The sequence below is a fragment of the Pseudomonas sp. GD03903 genome (assembly GCF_029840045.1).
GTDB classification, from domain to species: domain Bacteria; phylum Pseudomonadota; class Gammaproteobacteria; order Pseudomonadales; family Pseudomonadaceae; genus Pseudomonas; species Pseudomonas pseudonitroreducens.
In genome coordinates this window covers 1-20,057 of the sequence record NZ_JAOCBT010000016.1, presented here as the reverse complement: position 1 = coordinate 20,057, position 20,057 = coordinate 1, and the positions used below count along the sequence as shown (strand labels likewise).

Annotated in this window: 19 protein-coding genes; 14 read left to right on the top strand and 5 right to left on the bottom strand. The window is 66.5% G+C overall.

Annotation, left to right across the window (positions count from 1 at the left end; genetic code table 11):
- Positions 1–227 precede the first annotated feature (227 nt).
- Positions 228–1,106 (top strand): LysR substrate-binding domain-containing protein, encoded by an 879-nt coding sequence (locus N5C91_RS22185; RefSeq protein ID WP_236199912.1) that lies wholly within the window; start codon positions 228–230, stop codon positions 1,104–1,106.
- A gap of 113 nt (positions 1,107–1,219) precedes the next feature.
- Here N5C91_RS22185 and N5C91_RS22180 read toward each other — a convergent pair whose 3' ends face one another.
- Complete coding sequence (locus N5C91_RS22180) at positions 1,220–2,080, bottom strand: LysR substrate-binding domain-containing protein (RefSeq protein ID WP_279832012.1); 861 nt, start codon at positions 2,078–2,080, stop codon at positions 1,220–1,222.
- 148 nt (positions 2,081–2,228) lie between these two features.
- On the opposite strand from N5C91_RS22180, the gene N5C91_RS22175 reads away from it, so the two are divergent.
- Entirely contained in the window at positions 2,229–3,344 is a 1,116-nt protein-coding gene (locus tag N5C91_RS22175; RefSeq protein WP_279832010.1) for a 2-aminoethylphosphonate--pyruvate transaminase, read from the top strand.
- Between the two features lie 32 nt (positions 3,345–3,376).
- Positions 3,377–4,204, top strand: coding sequence for a phosphonoacetaldehyde hydrolase (phnX, locus tag N5C91_RS22170; RefSeq protein WP_279832008.1), 828 nt, complete (start codon positions 3,377–3,379; stop codon positions 4,202–4,204).
- A 571-nt stretch (positions 4,205–4,775) separates the two neighbouring features.
- Here the strand turns inward: phnX and N5C91_RS22165 are convergent.
- Positions 4,776–5,378 carry an XRE family transcriptional regulator gene (locus tag N5C91_RS22165; RefSeq protein WP_279832005.1) on the bottom strand — a complete coding sequence of 201 codons (603 nt, stop codon included), beginning with the start codon at positions 5,376–5,378 and terminating at the stop codon, positions 4,776–4,778.
- A gap of 52 nt (positions 5,379–5,430) precedes the next feature.
- Here N5C91_RS22165 and rhtA point away from each other — a divergent pair, with 52 nt between their 5' ends.
- Positions 5,431–6,306 (top strand): threonine/homoserine exporter RhtA, encoded by an 876-nt coding sequence (rhtA, locus tag N5C91_RS22160; RefSeq protein ID WP_279832003.1) that lies wholly within the window; start codon positions 5,431–5,433, stop codon positions 6,304–6,306.
- A gap of 183 nt (positions 6,307–6,489) precedes the next feature.
- Here rhtA and N5C91_RS22155 read toward each other — a convergent pair whose 3' ends face one another.
- Positions 6,490–7,893, bottom strand: coding sequence for an MATE family efflux transporter (locus tag N5C91_RS22155; protein ID WP_279832001.1), 1,404 nt, complete (start codon positions 7,891–7,893; stop codon positions 6,490–6,492).
- Positions 7,894–8,160: 267 nt separating this feature from the next.
- Between N5C91_RS22155 and pdxB the strand changes: the two genes are divergently transcribed.
- Positions 8,161–9,309, top strand: a complete 1,149-nt coding sequence (gene pdxB, locus N5C91_RS22150; RefSeq protein ID WP_279832000.1) for a 4-phosphoerythronate dehydrogenase PdxB — start codon at positions 8,161–8,163, stop codon at positions 9,307–9,309.
- Positions 9,310–9,334: 25 nt separating this feature from the next.
- On the opposite strand, the gene N5C91_RS22145 is transcribed toward pdxB, so the two are convergent.
- Positions 9,335–9,508 (bottom strand): PA1571 family protein, encoded by a 174-nt coding sequence (locus N5C91_RS22145; protein ID WP_164488251.1) that lies wholly within the window; start codon positions 9,506–9,508, stop codon positions 9,335–9,337.
- A 248-nt stretch (positions 9,509–9,756) separates the two neighbouring features.
- Between N5C91_RS22145 and N5C91_RS22140 the strand changes: the two genes are divergently transcribed.
- From N5C91_RS22140 to ubiM, 8 genes are all read left to right on the top strand, one after another.
- Positions 9,757–10,884, top strand: a complete 1,128-nt coding sequence (locus N5C91_RS22140; RefSeq protein WP_279831998.1) for an ATP-NAD kinase family protein — start codon at positions 9,757–9,759, stop codon at positions 10,882–10,884.
- Between the two features lie 83 nt (positions 10,885–10,967).
- Positions 10,968–11,369: a GFA family protein gene (locus N5C91_RS22135; protein WP_236199965.1), complete on the top strand. Its 402-nt coding sequence runs from the start codon at positions 10,968–10,970 to the stop codon at positions 11,367–11,369.
- Positions 11,370–11,409: 40 nt separating this feature from the next.
- Positions 11,410–12,531, top strand: coding sequence for a saccharopine dehydrogenase NADP-binding domain-containing protein (locus N5C91_RS22130; RefSeq protein WP_236199966.1), 1,122 nt, complete (start codon positions 11,410–11,412; stop codon positions 12,529–12,531).
- 187 nt (positions 12,532–12,718) lie between these two features.
- Positions 12,719–13,276 (top strand): FMN reductase, encoded by a 558-nt coding sequence (msuE, locus tag N5C91_RS22125; RefSeq protein WP_236199967.1) that lies wholly within the window; start codon positions 12,719–12,721, stop codon positions 13,274–13,276.
- A gap of 10 nt (positions 13,277–13,286) precedes the next feature.
- A complete protein-coding gene (gene ssuD / locus N5C91_RS22120; protein WP_084357660.1) occupies positions 13,287–14,432 on the top strand; it encodes an FMNH2-dependent alkanesulfonate monooxygenase in 1,146 nt (381 codons plus the stop codon).
- Between the two features lie 63 nt (positions 14,433–14,495).
- Positions 14,496–15,701, top strand: coding sequence for an acyl-CoA dehydrogenase family protein (locus N5C91_RS22115; protein ID WP_279831992.1), 1,206 nt, complete (start codon positions 14,496–14,498; stop codon positions 15,699–15,701).
- The gene (locus tag N5C91_RS22110) at positions 15,698–16,816 is read left to right on the top strand and encodes a sigma-54 dependent transcriptional regulator (RefSeq protein ID WP_279831990.1); all 1,119 of its coding nucleotides are present in this window, start codon (positions 15,698–15,700) and stop codon (positions 16,814–16,816) included. The genes N5C91_RS22115 and N5C91_RS22110 overlap by 4 nt, the downstream gene beginning before the upstream one ends.
- A gap of 110 nt (positions 16,817–16,926) precedes the next feature.
- On the top strand, positions 16,927–18,099 hold the full coding sequence (gene ubiM / locus N5C91_RS22105) for a 5-demethoxyubiquinol-8 5-hydroxylase UbiM (RefSeq protein ID WP_279831988.1): 1,173 nt from the start codon (positions 16,927–16,929) through the stop codon (positions 18,097–18,099).
- 157 nt (positions 18,100–18,256) lie between these two features.
- On the opposite strand, the gene sfnG is transcribed toward ubiM, so the two are convergent.
- Positions 18,257–19,351, bottom strand: coding sequence for a dimethylsulfone monooxygenase SfnG (sfnG, locus tag N5C91_RS22100; RefSeq protein ID WP_279831987.1), 1,095 nt, complete (start codon positions 19,349–19,351; stop codon positions 18,257–18,259).
- A gap of 301 nt (positions 19,352–19,652) precedes the next feature.
- Here sfnG and N5C91_RS22095 point away from each other — a divergent pair, with 301 nt between their 5' ends.
- Positions 19,653–19,973 carry a DUF2025 family protein gene (locus N5C91_RS22095; RefSeq protein ID WP_236175418.1) on the top strand — a complete coding sequence of 107 codons (321 nt, stop codon included), beginning with the start codon at positions 19,653–19,655 and terminating at the stop codon, positions 19,971–19,973.
- The last annotated feature ends 84 nt before the right edge of the window (positions 19,974–20,057 follow it).

Sequence of the window (20,057 nt, the reverse complement as noted above, 5' to 3'; positions counted from 1 at the left end):
GGGTCAGAAGCGCTGCAGCTGTTCTGTACCGCCGCGGGAGTGCCGCGGCAGTGGAGGGATGGAAACAATTTCGAATAAATAACTGAAATCGATTTATCAGATTTCAAAAATAAGCTGGGCTTGTATGACAAGGCGCCATGACGCTAGTGTTTTGCGCGAATGACCTTGTAGTCGCTTTCCGTCCGATAGCGCGAAGGTGGTCAGAACCATCTGCCAGAGGCTCGCCCATGTCCGTTTCCCACGCTCAGCTCAAGGCCTTCCATGCCGTCGCCGTGCACGGCAGCTTCACCCGCGCCGCCGAGCGACTGTTCCTCACTCAGCCGGCGGTGTCCGACCAGGTGCGCAAGCTGGAGGAGCGTTACGGCGTGCTGTTGTTCCACCGCAACAAGCGCTCGGTGCGCCTGACCGAGCTGGGCGAGCGCCTGCTGGCCGTGACCCAGCGCCTGTTCGTGATCGAGGCCGAGGCACAGGAGCTGCTGCAGGAATCCAGCGCGCTGCAGACTGGCAGCCTGACCCTGGCGGTGGACGCCCCGGTGCACGTGCTGCCGCAGATCGCACGCTTCTGCCAGCGCCATCCGGGCATCCGCGTGAAGCTGGAGACGGGTAACACCGACGAGTCCCTGCAGCGCCTGTTCGACTATCAGGCCGATCTCGCGCTGCTGGGACGCGAGGTGCAGGACGAACGCCTACTGACCTTCACCCTGCGCAGCGATCCCATCGTCGCCTTCGTTGGCCGCAGCCACCCCTGGGCCGGGCGCCAGTCCATCGAACTGGCCGACCTCGACAACGCACCGCTGGTGCTGCGTGAGCAAGGTTCGGTGACCCGGCAGATGCTCGAAGCGGAAATGGCCCGGGCTGGCCTGCGCATCCGCCCGGCCATCGAGGTGGAAGGCCGCGAGGCGTCGCTGGAGGCGGTGGCGGTGGGCATTGGCGTGGGCGTGGTTTCGGCCGCCGAACTGGGGGCGGATGCGCGCGTGCTTGCGCTGCCAATCCTCGACTGCCACTGGCGCATGAGCGAGACCCTGGTGTGCCTGCGTGAGCAGAGCAGCCGGCGGATCGTGGCGACCTTTCTCGATCTGGTGAAGGAAGATCTGCCGGCGGAGTAGGGCATGGCTGTCGGTGGTTCGCGAGCAAGCTCGCTCCTACAGATTGGGCATACGCCGAAGTTTCCCTTGTAGGAGCGAGCTTGCTCGCGAACCGCATCCCTCAGGACCTGAGGTCAGGCTTCCGCCAACTCCAGAAACACACTCACCACTCGCAACCCCCGGCGCCGTTCCAGGCAGCCAATGGCATGACGGTTCAACAGCCCGTCGCCGCTCAGCGGGATCGCCTTCACTCGTGGGTCCGGGCTGACTTCCAGCGACGACACGATGCCGATTCCCAGCTCCGCCGCTACCGCTTCAGTCACTGCCTCGCGGCTGTCCAGCTCCAGCAGCACGCGCGGCTCCACCGAGGCCGCCGAGCAGGCCGCATCGAAGGTTCGCCGGGTGATGGAGTCGGGTTCGCGCAGCACCATGATCTGCTGGTCCAACTCGCCCAGCGGCAGCTCGCCGGTGTGTTCGCTCCGGGCATGGCTGGCCGGCACCAGGGCGCAGATACGCGACTCCACCAGCTCGCGCAGGAACAGCCCGGTACGCGGCTCCACCTCGGTCAGCACGGCGATATCGACGTGTTCGTCCATCAGTGCGGCGAGGGTCTCCTGCGCGTTGCCCAGGCGCAGGTTGACGGTGATGCCGGGATAGCGCGCGCGCAGCCGGGCGAGCATCGGCATCACCAGGTGCGGGCCGTCGGCGGCCACTTCGATACGCCCGGTCACCAGTTCGCGGCTGGCGTCGAGCATGGCCTCGGCTTCCTCTTCCAGGGCGAACAGCGTGCGGCTGATGGCCGACAGGCGCACGCCGTCCTCGGTGAGTTCAACGCCTCGTGCGGTGCGGCGGAACAGGTTGACCTGGTAGTGCTCCTCCAGCGCCTTCACATGCCCGGTCACTGCCGGCTGGCTGATGAACAGCCGCTCGGCGGCGCGGGTGAAACTGCGTTCGCGGGCGACGGCGTCGAAGGCGCGGAGCTGGAAAAGATTCATCAGGTATATGTCCGGCTTATGCAGTGCATCGTGATAAACAATTTGAACGATATCTGCCCGGCCGGCAAGTTATGCCCAGGCCGCAGCGAACCCGCCCGGCCCAACCGAATTCAGCCCTGACGACGTTCCCACGAAAGAGGAATCGAGCATGAGCACTGCCGAGCGAGCCCCCATCCTGCTGACTCCCGGTCCGCTGACCACGTCCCCCCGCACCCGTCGCGCCATGATGGTCGACTGGGGGTCGTGGGACCGCGACTTCAACGACCTGACCGCCGATGTGTGCAAGCGCCTGCTGGCGATCATTCACGGCGAGCAGACCCACACCTGCGTGCCCCTGCAGGGCAGCGGCACCTTCTCCGTCGAGGCCGCGGTGGGTACCCTGGTGCCGCGTGACGGCAAGGTGCTGGTGCTGATCAACGGCGCCTACGGCAAGCGCCTGGCGAAGATCTGCCAGGTGATCGGCCGTGAGTTCAGCACCTTCGAAACCGAAGAAGACGTACCGACCACCGCCGCCGACGTCGATCGCCTGCTCACCGAAGACCCCAGCGTTACCCACGTTGCGCTGATCCATTGCGAGACCAGCACCGGTATCCTCAACCCGCTGCAGGACATCGCCAAGGTCATCGAGTCCCACGGCAAGCGCCTGATCATCGATGCCATGAGCTCCTTCGGCGCGCTGGATATCGACGCCCGCCAGATTCCCTTCGACGCGCTGATCGCCGCTTCCGGCAAGTGCCTGGAAGGCGTGCCGGGCATGGGCTTTGTCTTCGCCCGCAGCACTGCCCTGAACGCCAGCGCCGGCAACTGCCACTCGCTGTCCATGGACCTGCAGGACCAGCATGCCTACATGGCCAAGACCGGCCAGTGGCGCTTCACCCCGCCGACCCACGTAGTGGCCGCGCTGCACGAAGCGCTGAGCCAGTACGAAGAGGAGGGCGGCCTCGCGGCCCGTCATCAGCGTTACGCAAACAATTGCCAGACTCTGCTGGCGGAGATGGCCGAACTCGGTTTCCGCAGCTTCCTGTCTGCGGAAATCCAGGCGCCGATCATCGTCACCTTCCATGCCCCGAGTGACGCTCGCTACAACTTCACCGAGTTCTACAACCGGGTGCGCGATAAGGGCTTCATCCTCTACCCGGGCAAGCTGACCCAGGTGGAAACCTTCCGCGTCGGTTGCATCGGCCAGGTCGACGCCAGCGGTATGCGCGCCGCCGTCGCGGCCATCGCCGAGACGCTGAAGGAAATGGAAGTCTTCGAAATCTGACGCCCGCCCGAACTCCCACAGGATTGAATGCCATGAACTACGAACAACCCAAGCAACTGCAAGCTGTCGTCCTCGACTGGGCCGGCACCGTGGTCGATTTCGGCTCCTTCGCGCCGACCCAGATTTTCGTCGAAGCCTTCGCCGAGTTCGGCGTCCAGGTCAGCCTGGAAGAAGCCCGCGGCCCCATGGGCATGGGCAAGTGGGATCACATCCGCACCCTGTGCGACATCCCGGCCATCGCCGAGCGCTACAAGGCCAAGTTCGGCCGGGTGCCGAGCGACGATGACGTCACCTCCATCTACGAGCGTTTCATGCCGCTGCAGATCGAGAAGATCGCCGAGCATTCGGCGCTGATCCCCGGCGCGCTGGAAGCCATTGCCACCCTGCGCAAGGGTGGGCTGAAGATCGGCTCCTGCTCCGGCTACCCGGCAGTGGTGATGGAAAAGGTCGTCGCCCTGGCGAAGACCAACGGCTACGTCGCCGACCACGTGGTCGCCACCGACGAAGTGCCCAACGGCCGACCGCACCCGGCCCAGGCGCTGGCCAACGTGATCGCCCTGGGTATCAATGATGTCGCCGCCTGCGTGAAGGTCGACGACACCTGGCCGGGCATCCTCGAAGGCCGCAGCGCCGGCATGTGGACCGTGGCGCTGACCTGTTCGGGCAACGCCCTGGGCCTGACCTATGAGCAATACAAGGCACTGCCGGCGGAAAAGCTGGAGCAGGAACGCCGCCGCATCGGCCAGATGTTCGAGGGCTCGCGGCCGCACTACCTGATCGACACCATCGCCGAACTGCCGGCGGTGATTGCCGATATCAATGCGCGGTTGGCGCGGGGTGAGATGCCGCAGGGCAACTGATCCCGAGGGTTAATGAAGAAGGCCCGCTTATCGCGGGCCTTTTTTTGTTGGGGGGTTGGTGTTTCTGCGCCGCTTTGGCGCGCGAGTGGGGTTCTGTGTTTCGCCCCCTCGGGCGAGTTACTTTGGCAAACGCCCCAAAGTAACCAAAGGTCTTGCCCCGGACATCCGGTTTTTCGCTTAGGCGAAAAATTCCCTCGTTGCAACGAAGTTTCAGGGGCACGCTGCGAAGGGCCGTCCCTAGCCCATCGCAGCTCTCGCGACATCCATGTCGCTCAACCCCTGAAACTCCGCTTCAACGAGGCCTCCTGAACGGGTCATTCGGCGTGCTCGGACATTTCTCTGGAAGTCTTCAAAGCCAAAACCAAAGCCACGGTCGTGGTGCCGGGGTGCTCGCTTTCGTAGGAGCGGACTCTGTCCGCGATGATTACGCCCAGCTCCCTGTTCGGCTGGGCGCGGCGGTGAATCTATCGCGGACAAAGTCCGCTCCTACGCGCCGCCGCAAACGCTGGAGTCGACCTGCAGGAGCAGCCTATGCCTGCGATGAACCCTGGGAGGCGCAGCTGTAAAGGATTCAATTCACGACGTTGCGCACAAACCGCACCAGCACATCCCCATGGTTCTGATAGGAAAACGGCTGGTTGCTCTTGAACACATGGAATCCGCCGGCCTCGACCTCCACCGTCTCCTCGGCGAGGACAATGGTCAGCCGGCCCTCGATGACATAGGCCATGTCATACCAGCCTTCAGCGTCGGGCTCGGCGTTGTAGCGGTCGTCGGGGGCGAGTGCCCAGTGCCAGAGTTCTGCCTGGCGCGTGGCGGGTGTGCTGGCAAGGAGGGTGCCGCGGCTGTCGGCCTGCTGGCCGCCCCAGGCGACGGCGTCGACGCGGGACAGGCCGCCGGTGGACGGCGGGCGAACCAGGTCGGCGAAGGTGACTTTCAGGGCGGCGGCGATGCGGTCGAGGGTGGCGAGGCTGACGTTGGTGTCGCCGCTCTCGATACCGACCAGCATCCGCCGGCTGACGCCCGAAGCCTTGGCCAGCGCGTCCTGGCTGAGCCCGGCGCTGCGGCGGTGGGTCTTCACGTTATCGGCGACGTGCACCAGCACGCTGGGGCGTTCGGAAGGAGTGGGCAGTATATTGCTCATTCTGGCCTTTTTGCGCATTATGTTGCGCATAACAGTCAACCAAGAAATCCCAACCGTTGCAACGCCTGTTCAGGTCCGCATCATGCCTCGCTCTCGCTTTCTTTCCACTGCCTTTCCCATTCTCATCCTGATCGTGTCCATGGCCTCGATCCAGACCGGTGCGTCCGTCGCCAAGAGCCTGTTCCCGGTGCTCGGCGCGGAAGGCGTGACTTCCATGCGCCTGATCTTCGCCGCCATCCTCCTGCTGGCGATCCTGCGGCCGTGGCGCACCTCCCTGCGCGGCAAGCCGCTCAAGCCGCTGTTCATCTACGGCGTGACGCTGGGCCTGATGAACCTGACGTTCTACATGGCGCTGCAGACCATCCCGCTGGGCGTTGCCGTGGCGTTGGAGTTCACCGGGCCGCTGGCGGTGGCGCTGTTCTACTCGCGCAAACCCATCGACTTCCTGTGGATCGCCATCGCGGTGGTCGGCCTCGGCCTGCTGCTGCCGATCGCCGACTTCGGCAACGGCATCGACCCCAAGGGTGCCGCGCTGGCGCTCGGGGCGGGTGTCTGCTGGGGGCTCTACATCATCTTCGGCCAGCGTGCCGGCAATGACCTGGGCGCCCAGGGCGCGGCGCTGGGCATCACTATTGCGGCGATCTGCGTGGCGCCGATCGGCCTTGCGCACAGTGGCATGGCGCTGTTCGATGTCAGCCTGTTCCCGGCGCTGCTGGGCGTGGCGATCCTCTCCAGCGCCTTGCCCTATACCCTGGAAATGGTTGCGCTGACCCGTCTGCCAGCGCGCACCTTCGGCACCCTGATGAGCATCGAGCCGGCGTTCGGTGCGTTGTCCGGCCTGGTATTCCTCGGCGAGCAACTGACTTCGCACCAGTGGATCGCCATTGGCGCGATCATCGTGGCCTCCGTTGGCACGACGCTGAGCAGCCGGCCGAAGCCGGCGCTGGTGACTGACTGACGGCTCCTCAGAAGGTATCCGGCGAGCCTGTTGGTAGGATGGGTGGAGCGCAGCGATACCCATGCTGTCCGTGCACGGGATTGATGGGTATCGCTGCGCTCCACGCCATCCTACGCAGTGTTTTTCCTGCAGGACTCCCAAACGAAAAAGCCGCCCAAGGGCGGCTTTTTTGCGTCTCCGGCGTTATCCCGCCACGCGCCTCTCGTTCAGCACGATCTGCCGCCTGGCGCTGCGCGACAGGCGAATGCACAGCATCACCGCCGCGCAGGTCAGGCCGACGATCAGGCCTTCCCACAGGCCGCGCGGGCCGGTGGGTTCCTGCAGCCAATGGGTCAGGCCGAGGCTGTAGCCCACCGGCAGGCCGATGCCCCAGTAGGCGAACAGGGTCATGATCATGGTCGCGCGGGTGTCCTGGTAGCCGCGCAGGGCGCCGGCGGCGGTGACCTGCACGGCGTCGGAGAACTGGAACAGCGCCGAGAACACCAGCAGCGTAGCGGCCAGGGCCAGCACTTCCGGGTCCTGGGTGTAGAGCCCGGCGATGTGTTCGCGCAGCAGCAGCATGCCGCTGGCGGAAATGCAGGCGTACGCCAACGCCGCGCCCATGCCCACGCCGGCGGCGAAGCGCGCATCGCGCGGGGCCCCGGCGCCCATCGACTGGCCGACCCGCACCGTCACCGCCATGGCCAGCGAGTAGGGGATCATGAACACCAGCGCGCTGAAGTTCAGCGCCACCTGGTGCCCGGCGACGACCTTCTCGCCGAGCTCGCCGATCAGCAGGGCGATCACCGAGAAGATGCTCGACTCGGCGAACACCGCGATGCCGATGGGCAGGCCCACCGCCACCAGGCTGCCGATCACCTTCGGCTGCGGCAGCTCCCAATGGCTGAACAGCTGGCTCGGCTTGTAGACCTTGGCCCAGTTCACCCAGAACAGCATGCCCAGCAGCATGAACCACATCACCGAGCCAGTGGCCCAGCCGCAACCGGGGCCGCCCAGGGCCGGGAAGCCAAGGTGGCCGTAGATCAGCACGTAGTTGATCGGGATGTTCAGCATCAGCCCGCAGATGCCCAGCACCATGCTCGGCCGGGTCCGGCCCAGGCCGTCGCTGAAGCAGCGCAGCACGTGGTACAGCGCCACCGCCGGCAGGCCGCAGGCGATACCGCGCAGGTAGAAGCAACTGGGCTCGATCAGCGCTTCCTCAACCTTCATCGCCCGCAGTACCGGCTCGGAGAGCAGCCACAGCGTCGCGCCCGCCAGTGGGCCGACCAGCAATGCCAGCCACAGCGCCTGGCGCACCAGCGGGCCGGTCCCGGCCTGATCGCCGGCGCCATAGCGCTGGGCCACCTTGGCGGTGGTGGCGAGCAGGGTGCCGGTCATCAGCAGGAAGATCGGAATCCAGATCGAGTTGCCCAACGCCACCGCGGCCAGGTCGCGCGGCCCCACGCTGCCGGCCATCACCGCATCGACGAAGCCCATGGCGGTGGTCGCCAGTTGGGCGATCATGATGGGCGCTGCGAGGGTCAGCAGTTCCTTGAGTTCGGTGGCGGTGCGCCGTCCACGGGAGACGGGCTGGGCGAGGCTGGTCACGGCTTTCCTTGGCGAAAGAAATTGGCGGGAAGCCGACCAGTTTAAGGGCTGACGGGCCAGTCAGGAAGTCTTGCCTGCGTCGCGCGGGACCGCGCGCAGGGCTGAAGGGTCGGCGCTGACGTAGGGCGCATAACGCGCCAGCGTTATCCGCCTTGAAGGGAGCGGCGGATAACCTGTTCCAGGTTATGCGCTCTACATGGCTATGAGCGCGCCTCTACAATCCGTCACGCTGGTAAAGTAGCGGCAGCCGATTTCTGGAGTCAGCCCATGCGTATCCTTGCCGATGAAAACATTCCCCTGGTCGAAGCCTTCTTCGGTGCCCACGGCGATATCCGCCGTCTGCCGGGACGCGGTATCGACCGTGCCGCCCTGGGCGATGCCGAAGTCCTGCTGGTGCGCTCTGTGACCGACGTGAGTCGCGAGTTGCTCGCCGGCAGCCAGGTGAAGTTCGTCGGCACCTGCACCATCGGCACCGATCATCTCGATCTCGATTACTTCGCCGAAGCTGGCATCGCCTGGTCCAGCGCACCGGGGTGCAATGCCCGTGGCGTGGTCGACTGGGTGCTGGGCAGTCTGCTGGCGCTGGCCGAAGTGCACGGCGCCAAGCTCGCCGAGCGCCGCTATGGCGTGATCGGCGCGGGGCAGGTGGGTGGACGCCTGGTGGATGTTCTACGCGGGTTGGGCTGGGACGTGCGCGTCTGCGATCCGCCGCGCGCGGCTGCCGTGGGTGGTGATTTCCGCAGCCTGGAAGAAGTGCTGCGTGAGTGCGATGTGATCAGCCTGCACACGCCGCTGACCCGCGACGGCGACAACCCGACCCGCCACCTGATCGACGCCGCGCGCCTGAAGGCGCTGCGCCCCGGCACCTGGCTGATCAATGCCAGCCGCGGCGGCGTGGTGGACAACACCGCGCTGCGCGTCCACCTGGAATCCGGCGCCGATATCGACGTGGCACTGGACGTCTGGGAAGGCGAGCCGGAAGTCAACGTTCGCCTGGCCGAGCTCTGCCGTATCGCCACTCCGCACATCGCCGGCTACAGCCTCGATGGCAAGCTGCGCGGCACGGCGCAGATCTACGAGGCGTTCTGCGCCTGGCAGCAACGCGCGCCGGAAGTCGATCTCGACGACCTGCTGCCCGCACAATGGCTGGCCGAACTGAGCCTCAAGGAAGAGTGCGACCCGGAGTGGGCACTGGCGATGCTCTGCCGTGCGGTCTACGACCCGCGCAGCGACGACGCCAACTTCCGTCGCAGCCTGGTAGGCGATACCAAGACCCGGCGGGCGGCCTTCGACACGCTGCGCAAGCATTACCCGCCGCGGCGCGAAATCACCGGGCTATGGGTCGACATCCAGGGTGAGTCGCCGCGCCTGGAAAGCCTGCTGACCGCCTTGGGCGCCAACCGGGTCGGGGAGTAGGGCGGACGCGCCGCCCCACTGACGGTCAGCGGCGTGGCTGCTCGCAGGTCTTGTCCAGTTCCTGGCAGGCGCGCTGGATCATGTCTTCGGTGATCGGGACTTCACGGCCCTGGGCATCGATGATCGAGCCGCCGACCGGCTGCTGCGGGTTGCGCGGGGCGGGGCGGGGAGTGGGTTCACGGTGGGTTTGCAGGCTCATGGCCAATCTCCTCTACATCAGGTTCGTTGCAGTCTAGGCAGATCAGATGAAAGCCCGGTGACAGAGGCTGCGCGCGGCAGCGCCGAAGAACCGTCACCGAAGACAGACGACCAATGCCCTCGCAGATTGCATGCCAATCGCGTGGTCCCCGGTCGTTTGCTTGTCGTTATAGTGAGTGGAACCGTCGCTTCCCTGGTCCGACCCGGCATTGCGCCGGTGGTTCGAAGAAGTTTCCCTCGAGGTTGAGTATGGACAGGATTCGCATAGGGCTGATCATCAATCCGCTGGCCGGTATTGGCGGCCCGACGGCGCTCAAGGGCAGTGACGGAGTGGCCGAGCTGGCCCTGGCGCGCGGCGCGCAGCCGCGGGCGGCGGAGCGCACCCGCGTGGCACTGGAGCATCTGCTGCCGGTGCGCGAGCGCCTGGAGTTTCTTACCTTCCCCGGTGTCATGGGCGCCGAGCTGCTGACGAGCATGGGCTTCGGCCACCGCCTGGTCGGCGTGCTGGAAAAACAGCAGAGCACAGCGGTGGATACCCGTCACGCCGTCCAGGCGCTGCAGGAGGCTGGCGCGGCGCTGATCCTCTTCGCCGGTGGCGATGGCACTGCGCGGGACGTGGCTGAAGTAGCCCGTGAGGGCCAGCCGGTGCTGGGCATCCCCGCCGGGGTGAAGATCCACTCCGGCGTCTATGCCATCAGCCCGCGTGCCGCCGGAGAACTTGCAAGGCGGCTGGTGGATGGTGGCCTGGTGCGCCTGACCCAGGGTGAAGTGCGCGATCTGGACGAAGCCGCGCTGCGCGAAGGCCGCGTCGCCGCGCGCTGGTACGCCGAACTGACGGTGCCCGAGGAAGGCCACTTCATGCAGCACGTGAAGCAGGCCGGTATGGAAACCGAGGAACTGGTACTGGCTGATCTCGCCGCCTGGCTGGAGGACAGCTGGGAAAACGACGTGCGTTACGTCTTCGGCCCCGGCTCGACGCTGCATGGGCTGGCCGCCGACCTGCACCTGGACACCACGCTGCTGGGCGTCGACGTGATCGAGAACGGTGAAGTGATCGCCCGCGATGTCACCGAGGCGCAACTGTTCGAACTGGTGGACGGCCACCCGGCCTTCCTGCTGGTGACGGCCATCGGCGGCCAGGGGCATATCCTTGGCCGCGGCAACCAGCAGATCAGCCCGCGGGTACTGCGCGCCATCGGCATCGAACGGCTGCGGGTGATCGCCACCAAGCGCAAGCTCGGCACTCTCGAAGGCCGGCCGCTGCTGGTGGACAGCGGCGACGCCGAGCTGGACGCGAGCTTCCCCGCTGCAGTGCGCGTGTGGGCCGGTTACAAGGAAGAACTGCTCTATCCGCTGGGCTGGGGCAGAGAAAGCTGACGGCCACTGCAACGCACGGTGGTGATTGGCGGCGCGACTGATCTAGACTCCTGCGCTCCGCCAGATCGCAAGAGGGGCAGGTCATGCATACGGGTGGTTGTCTGTGCGGCGCGGTGCGCTACGAGATCAGCGGCGCGCTGGGGCTGATCCAGGTCTGTCATTGCGGCCAGTGTCGCAAGGCCCAGGGCGGGCCGTTCGCCACCAATATTCCCGTGGATCGTGCGGCGTTCCGTCTGCTCAGCGGCGAGTCGCAGCTGAGCGAGTATCGCGCTACCCCCGATAAGAAGCGCGTGTTCTGCCGCACCTGCGGCTCGCCGATCTACAGCGCCCGCGATGCCCTGCCGGAAACTTTGCGGGTGCGTGCGGGAACCCTGGACGAGCCGGTACGGACAAAGCCCGAAGCACATTATTACGTCGAGTCCCGCGCCACGTGGTGGCCGCTTGAGGACAATCTGCCCCGGCACCAGGGCGCGAAGCCGGGATGAAGGAGCTGGCGCAGCCAGCAGTCAGGGAGTAACAAGGGCAGTGGCAACAGAACAGAAATTTCGCGTGCTGGTGCTGGGCGGCTACGGCAACTTCGGCAGCCTGATCGTGCAGCGCCTGAGCGCTATCGAGGGTATCCGCGTGCTGGTGGGTGGCCGTGACCAGCGCCGCGCCAGCGCCTTGGCCACGCAGGTGGCCGGCGAAGCGGTGTGCCTGGACATGAACCAGCCGACCCTGGCCGGCCGCCTCAATGAACTGAAGGTGAACCTGGTGATCTCCACCGCCGGCCCCTTCCAGGGCCAGGACTACCGGGTTGCCCGCGCGGCCATCGGTGCCCGCGCGCACTACATCGACCTGGCCGATGCTCGCCAGTTCGTCTGTGGCATCCACGAACTCGACCGCGCCGCGCGCAGCGCCGGCGTGCTGGTGTGCAGCGGCGCCAGCTCGGTGCCTGCACTGGCCGCCGCGGTGGTCGACGAGTTGCTGCCGCGCTTCCAGCGCCTGGACAGCATCCACCATGGCATCAGCTCCTCGGCGAAGATTCCCGGGCAGGCTACCGTCTCCGCGGTGCTCGGTTACTGCGGCAAGCCAATACGCCAGTGGCGCCAGGGGCGCTGGCAGAACGTGCACGGCTGGCAGGGGCTGAGCAGGCACCGCTTTCCCGCACCATTGGGTCGGCGCTGGGTGGCCCACTGCGATGTGCCGGACCTGGACCTGTTCCCGCAGCGCTACCCCGGCGTGCAGGATGTGCGCTTCTCCGCCGGCCTGGGGCTCGGCCTCACCCAATTCGGTACCTGGGGGCTGTCCTGGCTGGTGCGCGCCGGGTTGCTGAAGGACGCTGCGCGGCTGGGCAGCGGCCTGCACCGCATGGCCGTGGCCATGGAGCCGCTGGGCGACGGGCGTAGTGGCATGTTCGTCCATCTGCAGGGCGTCGACGGTGACGGCCGGCCCCTGGCGCTCTGCTGGGAAATGCTCGCGCAACAGGACCATGGCCCGAACATCCCCTGCATGGCAGCGGTGGCGCTGGCACGCAAGCTGGCGGCGGGACAGCTGCGCCAGCGTGGCGCCACGCCCTGCATCGGCTTGCTCAGCACCAGCGAGTACGTGGCCGAACTGGACGGATTGAATATCTCCCACGGCCTGCGCGAGCTGGCCGTGCATTGAGCACCGGGTGTTGCCCTGGCAACAGTCGATCAGCAGCGCTGTTGCCTGAGTGACAGGGCGCACCCCGGAAACCCCGCCAAAGTGCCCTGAAATCGCACATTTCCTTGTTGTCACGGCCCTTTCGGGGGTTGGTACGGCCCTTGCTCAAGGCTTCTGTACCTAGCGCAACAGTCAACAGGGAAAACCCATGACCAGCCCCATCAAAGTGGTCGCCGTTTCCGGCGGCACCTATCGCCCCTCGCGCACCCTGGTGCTCACCCAGGCCGTGCTTGACGCCCTCGGCGAACGCCTGCCAGTACAGACCCAGTTGATCGAACTGGCCGACATCGCCCGCCCGCTGGGTGCCGCGCTGTCGCGCCAGGAACTCTCCGTCGAGCTGGAGGCCACCCTGCGCGAGATCGAGACGGCCGACCTGCTGGTCGTCGCTTCGCCGGTCTACCGTGGCTCCTATCCGGGCCTGCTCAAGCACCTGTTCGACCTGGTGGACATGAACGCCCTGATCGACACCCCGGTGCTGCTCGCCGCCACCGGCGGCAGCGAGCGCCATGCGCTGGTCCTCGATCACCAGCTGCGCCCGCTGTTCAGCTTCTTCCAGTCGATCACCTTGCCGATCGGCGTGTACGCCAGCGAGGCCGACTTCGCCAACTACCAGATCACCAGCGACACCCTGCGCGCCCGCATCCAGCTCGCCGCCGAACGCGCCGCACCGTTGTTCGCCCGCCCGCAACTGCGCAAGACCGCCTGAGGAGCCCTCGATGAACGTGTTCTGGTTCCTGCCCACCCACGGTGACGGCCACTTCCTCGGCACCAGCGAGGGCGCGCGCCCGGTGTCGCTGCCTTACCTCAAACAGATCGCCCAGGCCGCCGATTCCCTCGGCTACTACGGCGTGCTGATTCCCACCGGCCGCTCCTGCGAGGATTCCTGGGTAGTCGCCTCGGCCCTGGCGCCGCTCACCGAGCGCCTGCGCTACCTGGTGGCGATCCGTCCGGGAATCATCTCGCCGACCGTCTCCGCGCGCATGGCGGCGACCCTGGACCGGCTGTCCGGCGGGCGCCTGCTGATCAACGTGGTCACCGGTGGCGACCCGGATGAAAACCGTGGCGACGGCATCCACCTCAGCCACGCCGAGCGCTACGAAGTTACCGACGAATTCCTGCGTATCTGGCGCCGCGTGCTGCAGGGCGAATCAGTGGACTTCGCCGGCAAGCACCTGCAGGTAGAGAACGCCAAGGCGCTCTATCCGCCGATCCAGAAGCCGTATCCGCCGCTGTACTTCGGCGGCTCTTCCGCCGAGGCCCACGACCTCGCCGCCGAGCAGGTGGACGTCTACCTGACTTGGGGCGAGCCGCCACAGGCGGTCGCGCAGAAGATCGCCGACGTGCGCGAGAAGGCGGCGAAGCAGGGCCGCAGCGTGAAGTTCGGTATCCGCCTGCACGTGATCGTCCGCGAGACTGCCGAGGAAGCCTGGCAGGCCGCCGACAAGCTGATCGCCAACATCTCCGACGAGACCATCGCCAACGCACAGAAGTCCTTCGCCCGTTTCGACTCCGAAGGCCAGCGGCGCATGGCGGCGTTGCACGGCGGCCGGCGTGACCAGCTGGAGATCTACCCCAACCTCTGGGCCGGCGTCGGCCTGGTGCGTGGCGGCGCCGGAACTGCGCTGGTGGGTGATCCGCAGCAGGTCGCCGAACGCATCAAGGAATACGCGGACCTGGGCATCGACAGCTTCATCTTCTCCGGCTACCCGCACCTGGAAGAGGCCTACCGATTCGCCGAGCTGGTCTTCCCGCTGCTCCCCGAGCCGTATGCCAGCCTTGCCGGGCGTGGCGTGACCAACCTCACCGGGCCCTTCGGCGAAATGATCGCCAACGATGTGCTGCCCGGGCGCAAGGCCGGTTGAGTTCTCCCTGATGTGCCGGGCAGGAGCCCGGCACATCCCGAATCGATAGAAGAGGAAGCGAGCGTGAACGCCAATACGCGGCTCGACGCACAGACACCCGGGCAAATAGCATCTGATCCCGGACAAGTAGCCCAGCGCCTGGCCGCCGGTTTCGCCGAAACCGCCGCCGAGCGCGACATCCGTGGTGGCACGCCGAAGGCCGAGCGCGATGCGCTGCGCCAGAGCGGCCTGTTGTCGCTGATCATCCCCAGCGAGTACGGCGGCCTGGGCGCCGACTGGAGCACCACGCTGGACATCGTCCGCCAGTTCGCCGTGGTCGACAGCTCCATTGCCCATGTGTTCGGCTTCCAGCACCTGATGCTGGCCACCGTGCGCCTGTTCTCGCGTCCCGAACAGTGGCAGCCGTGGTTCGAGCTGACCGCGCGCAATCAGTGGTTCTGGGGCAACGCGCTGAACCCGCTGGATACCCGTACCGTGTCGCGCAGCTTCGCCGGCTGGCGCGAGTTTTCCGGGCGCAAGAGCTTCTGCTCCGGCGCGCTGGATTCGGAAATGCTCATCGCCTCGGCGCTGGACGGCGAGGGCGGCAAGCTGCTGATCGCCGCCATTCCCACTGCGCGCAGCGGCATCAGCCTGGCCCACGACTGGGACAACATGGGCCAACGCCAGACCGACAGCGGCAGCGCCACCTTCGAGCGCGTGCGCGTGGAGGAGAGCGAGCTGCTGCTCGATCCGGGCCCATTGAGTACGCCGTTCGCCTGCCTGCGCCCGCTGATCGCGCAACTGATCTTCACCCATGTATTCCTCGGTATCGCCGAAGGTGCGTTCGAAGAGGCGCGGCAGTACACGCTCAAGGAAGCTCGCCCGTGGTTCCGCTCCAACGCCGCCACGGTCGGTGAAGACCCCTACGTGCTCGCGCACTACGGCGAATTCTGGGTCGGCCTGGAAAGCACGCGCCTGCTGGTACGCCGCGCCGCGCAACTGCTCGACGAGGCCTGGAGCAAGGGCGCCGCGCTGGATGCCGAGGAGCGCGGCAGGCTGGCCGTGGCCATCGCCACCGCCAAGGTCGCGGCCACGCGCAACGGCCTGGACATCTGCAACCGCCTGTTCGAAGTCACCGGCGCGCGTTCCACCCATGCCGCCCTGCGTATCGACCGCTACTGGCGCAACCTGCGCACCCAGACCCTGCACGACCCGGTGGACTACAAGGTCCGCGAGCTGGGCGACTGGGCGCTGAACCAGCAACTGCCGCAACCGACGTTCTACTCATGAATGCGACCACACCCGAAGGGCTGTTGACCCTGCCCAAGTCCCCCGCGCTGGCCACCTCCATCCGCGCCACCGCGCAGGTGTTCGAGGACCCGAAATCCCAGGCCCTGCTCGACCACCTGCAACAGGTCGCACCCAGCGAGGCCAGCGTGCTGATCATCGGCGAGACCGGCACCGGCAAGGAGCTGGTGGCGCGGCACATCCACAACCTCAGCGCGCGGCGCAGTGGCCCGTTCGTGGCGGTGAACTGTGGGGCCTTCTCCGAATCCCTGGTGGAGGCCGAGCTGTTCGGCCACGAGAAGGGCGCCTTCACCGGCGCGCTGGCGGCCAAGGCCGGCTGGTTCGAAGAGGCCAACGGCGGCACCCTGTTCCTCGACGAGATCGGTGACCTGCCAATGCCGATCCAGGTCAAGCTGCTGCGCGTCCTGCAGGAGCGTGAAGTGGTGCGCCTCGGCTCGCGCAAGAGCATCCCGATCAACGTGCGGGTGCTGGCGGCGACCAACGTGCAGCTGGAGAAGGCGATCAACGCCGGGCACTTTCGCGAGGACCTGTATTACCGGCTCAATGTGGTCAGCCTGGAACTGTCGCCGCTGCGCGAGCGCCCCGGCGACATCCTGCCGCTGACCCGCCACTTCATCGCCGAATACAGCCGGCGCCTGGGCTACGGACAAAGCCAGTTGAGCGCCGAGGCGGCGCAGAAACTGCGCAGCTATTCGTGGCCGGGGAACATCCGCGAGCTGGAAAACGTCATCCACCACACCCTGCTGATCTGCCGCGATGGCGTGGTGCGCGCGGAAGACCTGCACCTGTCCAACCTGCGCATCGAACGCAGCGACGAGCCGCGGCTGGAGTCCCTCGGTGCCGAGCAGATCCTCCAGCAGGCCTTCCAGCGCCTGTTCGAGGAGCAGAGCGGCAATCTGCATGCACGGGTAGAAGATGCACTGCTGCGCGCGGCTTATCGCTTCTGCCACTGCAATCAGGTGCACACCGCCAACCTGCTTGGCCTGAGCCGCAACGTCACGCGCACGCGGCTGATCGAGATCGGCGAACTGGTGGTGAACAAGCGTCGCGGCGCGACGGTGATCGACCCGGAGCGGGGCGTGCGGCTGTCGATCTAGGCCTGTCTATTTGGAGGTATTCGCCGCGGGCAACTGATCCACGGCAACGAAACCGGCCAGTGGCCGGCCTAGACTCCGGGGCTGCCCATCCCAAGCGAAAGGAGTCACCCATGCACGTGGACATCGCCATTGTCGGCGCCGGCCCCGCCGGGCTCTGCCTGGCCCGCTCGCTGTCGGGCAACGGCCTGTCGATCCTGCTGATCGACCGCCAGCCGTTGGCCGCCGTGGCCGAGCCTGCCGAGGACGGCCGGGAGATCGCCCTGACCCACGCGTCCCGTGCCGAGCTGCAGCGCCTGGGCATGTGGTCGCGCATCGACCCGCAGGAAGTCTCGCCGCTGCGCGATGCCCAGGTGCTCAACGGCCCGTCGCTGTTCACCCTGCGCATCGAGGCGGAACAGGCCGGCGCCGAACAGCTGGGCTACTTCGTCTCGAACCAGATGATCCGCCGCGCGGCCTTCGATGCGGTGCACGAGTGCGCTGACGTTTCGCTGGTCTGCGGCCGTGCGCTGCGCTCGCTGCGTGTCGAACAGAACGGCGTGGAGCTGACCCTGGACGACGACAGCCGCGTCCAGGCGCGCCTGCTGGTCGCCGCTGACAGCCGCTTCTCCGAGACGCGGCGGATGCTCGGCATTGGCGCGCACATGGAAGATTTCGGCAAGACCATGATGGTCTGCCGCATGGCCCACGAGAAAGCCCACCACAACGTCGCCTGGGAATGGTTCGGCTACGGCCAGACCCTGGCGCTGCTGCCGATCAACGGCGACCGCTCCTCGGTGGTGCTGACCCTGCCGCAGCGCGAGATGGCGCCGCTGCTGGAGATGGACGAGCAAGCCTTTGCCCACGAGATGGAACGCCGCTTCGACCGCCGCCTCGGCGCGATGGAGCTGCTCGGTCCGCGCCACAGCTACCCGCTGGTGGGCGTCTACTCGGACCGCTTCGTCGGCCCGCGCAGCGCGCTGATCGGCGATGCGGCCGTCGGCATGCATCCGGTGACCGCGCACGGCTTCAACTTCGGCCTGCAGAGCCAGCGCCGGCTGGCCAACGAAATCCTCGCGACCCATCGCCGTGGCGGCGATATCGGTGGAGTCTGGCCGCTGCGCCGCTATGCCATGGCCCACCGCCTGGCAACCTGGCCGCTGTACCAGGCGACCCGGTTGATCGTCGGCATGTATACCGACCCACGCCCGCCGGTACGCCTGTTGCGCAATGCCGGCCTGCGCCTGGCGCAGAACCTGCCGCCGCTGCGCACGGCCATCGCCAGGCACCTGACCCAGGGGGCCTGAGGGCCGGCTCGGCATCTCCCTCAGCGATACGAGCCCTACAGGGCTGGCTCAGAGAGAGCAGAAGCATTCGCGAGCAAGCTCGCTCCTACAGATGCCGGGACATTCGGTGCGCTTTTCGTAGGAGCGAGCTTGCTCGCGAACGGCTGAGCCTGATGTCTCAGGCTGCCTCGGTCTGCCGCGCCTTCTGCTGTTCCAGTTCCCGCACCAGCGGCAGTACCTTCTCGCCGAAGTAGCGCACCTCTTCCTGGAAGTGCAGGAAGCCCGCCAGCACCAGGTCCACGCCCACCGCCTTTAGCGCGACGATGCGTTCGGCGATCTGCTGCGGCGTGCCGATGAGGTTGGTCTTGAAGCCGTCGTTGTACTGCACCAGGTCCTCGAAGCTGGACTTGGCCCAGTTGCCTTCGCCTTCCGGTGACGCTGCTCCGGCCTGCTTTGCCGCGTGGCCGAAGGCGTTCACCGCTTCCGGGTCGGCCTTGTCGATGATCTCGGCGAGCACCGCGCGAGCTTCTTCCTCGGTGTCGCGGGCGATGACGAAGGCGTTCACCCCGATCTTCACCGAATGGCCGTTGGCGGCGGCTTTCTCGCGGATGTCATCGACCTGGGCCTTTATGCCTTCGACGCTGTTGCCGTTGGTGAAGTACCAGTCGGAGACGCGCGAAGCCATGTCCCGCGCGGCGCGCGAGCTGCCGCCCTGGAAGATCTCCGGGTGTGGGCGCTGCAGGGGTTTGGGTTTCAGGTTGTAGTCGTGGAAGCGATAGAAGTCGCCCTTGAAGGTGAAGTTGTCCTGGGTCCAGATGCCCTTCAGAGCGCGAATGAATTCCTCCGAGCGACGGTAGCGCTCATCGTGTTCCAGCCAGGGTTCGCCGATGGCCTGGAACTCGCCCTTGAACCAGCCGCTGACGATGTTCACGGCGATGCGCCCGGCGCTGAGCTGGTCGATGGTCGCCAGTTGCTTGGCGGCCAGCGAGGGCGTCCAGGGGCCGGGGAGGATGGCGGCGATCACCTTGAGCTTTTCGGTGGCGCCCAGCAGTGCGTGGCTGAAGGCCACCGACTCGTGCTGGTTCTCGGCGCCATAGCCGGCGGTGAAGCGGATCTGCGTCAGCGCGTAGTCGAACCCGGCGTCCTCGGCGATGCGCGCCAGTTCTCGGTTGTAGTCGATGTCCCAGTGGGTGCGCTGCTCGATCTTGCTGACCACCAGGCCGCCACTGACGTTGGGGACCCAGTAGGCGAAGCGGATCGGATGTTGGCTCATGGCTCGGGCTCCTCGATGCTGCACAGCGGCGAAGGTGCCGCGCTAACCTCAGAGCGAAAGCCGTGCCAGGCGGGAAACTCCCGGCAGATCAGAAACTTGCCCGCGGGGGCGAACAGCGGCGGCTGTTTCGCCCGGCGCAGCGTTGCTGCGCCAGTGTTGCCGGGGCAACAGTCCGGGGTGCGACAACCAGCCCCTGAGCAGGTGGCGGCAAGGCTGTCAGAATTCGAAGTTCACCTGCTCACAGAAGCGGGCACCTCCTGCGTGCGAATCCATAACAGGGAAAATTCCAGGGGGCACCACCATGGCCATCACTTCCAGTGATATCTGCAACGCCGCCGACGGCCTGTCCGGCTTCGTCGGTTTCAACCTCAAGACCGGCAAGTACATCGTGCGCTTCAGCGAGGATTCCTTCGGCATGGACGTGGCCGAGGACAGCATCCGTCCGGCTTGCGAGTTCGTCTGGGCGCCGAAGAACGGCGTGGTGATGACCCTCAGCCGCGAGTGCCTGCAGATACTCGCCGAGCAGAACATCCACGACCGCCTGAACCTCAACGAATCGCTGCTCACCTACCTGCGTCGCACCGACCTGCCGGAGATCGCCGCCGAGCGCCGGTTGAAGTGATCACCACGCCTGGGCCTTGGGCGTTCGCAGGGCACGCGCGGGCCATCTGGACGGGTGGGAGCGAGCTTGCTCGCGAACGGATTG

Bases quoted from the DNA above. Each gene is read 5' to 3' on its own strand.
- N5C91_RS22185 (WP_236199912.1), top strand. From the start codon at position 228: ATGTCCGTTTCCCACGCTCAGCTCAAGGCCTTCCATGCCGTCGCCGTG.
- N5C91_RS22180 (WP_279832012.1), bottom strand. From the start codon at position 2,080: ATGAATCTTTTCCAGCTCCGCGCCTTCGACGCCGTCGCCCGCGAACGC.
- N5C91_RS22175 (WP_279832010.1), top strand. From the start codon at position 2,229: ATGAGCACTGCCGAGCGAGCCCCCATCCTGCTGACTCCCGGTCCGCTG.
- phnX (WP_279832008.1), top strand. From the start codon at position 3,377: ATGAACTACGAACAACCCAAGCAACTGCAAGCTGTCGTCCTCGACTGG.
- N5C91_RS22165 (WP_279832005.1), bottom strand. From the start codon at position 5,378: ATGCGCAACATAATGCGCAAAAAGGCCAGAATGAGCAATATACTGCCC.
- rhtA (WP_279832003.1), top strand. From the start codon at position 5,431: ATGCCTCGCTCTCGCTTTCTTTCCACTGCCTTTCCCATTCTCATCCTG.
- pdxB (WP_279832000.1), top strand. From the start codon at position 8,161: ATGCGTATCCTTGCCGATGAAAACATTCCCCTGGTCGAAGCCTTCTTC.
- N5C91_RS22145 (WP_164488251.1), bottom strand. From the start codon at position 9,508: ATGAGCCTGCAAACCCACCGTGAACCCACTCCCCGCCCCGCCCCGCGC.
- N5C91_RS22140 (WP_279831998.1), top strand. From the start codon at position 9,757: ATGGACAGGATTCGCATAGGGCTGATCATCAATCCGCTGGCCGGTATT.
- N5C91_RS22135 (WP_236199965.1), top strand. From the start codon at position 10,968: ATGCATACGGGTGGTTGTCTGTGCGGCGCGGTGCGCTACGAGATCAGC.
- msuE (WP_236199967.1), top strand. From the start codon at position 12,719: ATGACCAGCCCCATCAAAGTGGTCGCCGTTTCCGGCGGCACCTATCGC.
- ssuD (WP_084357660.1), top strand. From the start codon at position 13,287: ATGAACGTGTTCTGGTTCCTGCCCACCCACGGTGACGGCCACTTCCTC.
- N5C91_RS22110 (WP_279831990.1), top strand. From the start codon at position 15,698: ATGAATGCGACCACACCCGAAGGGCTGTTGACCCTGCCCAAGTCCCCC.
- ubiM (WP_279831988.1), top strand. From the start codon at position 16,927: ATGCACGTGGACATCGCCATTGTCGGCGCCGGCCCCGCCGGGCTCTGC.
- sfnG (WP_279831987.1), bottom strand. From the start codon at position 19,351: ATGAGCCAACATCCGATCCGCTTCGCCTACTGGGTCCCCAACGTCAGT.
- N5C91_RS22095 (WP_236175418.1), top strand. From the start codon at position 19,653: ATGGCCATCACTTCCAGTGATATCTGCAACGCCGCCGACGGCCTGTCC.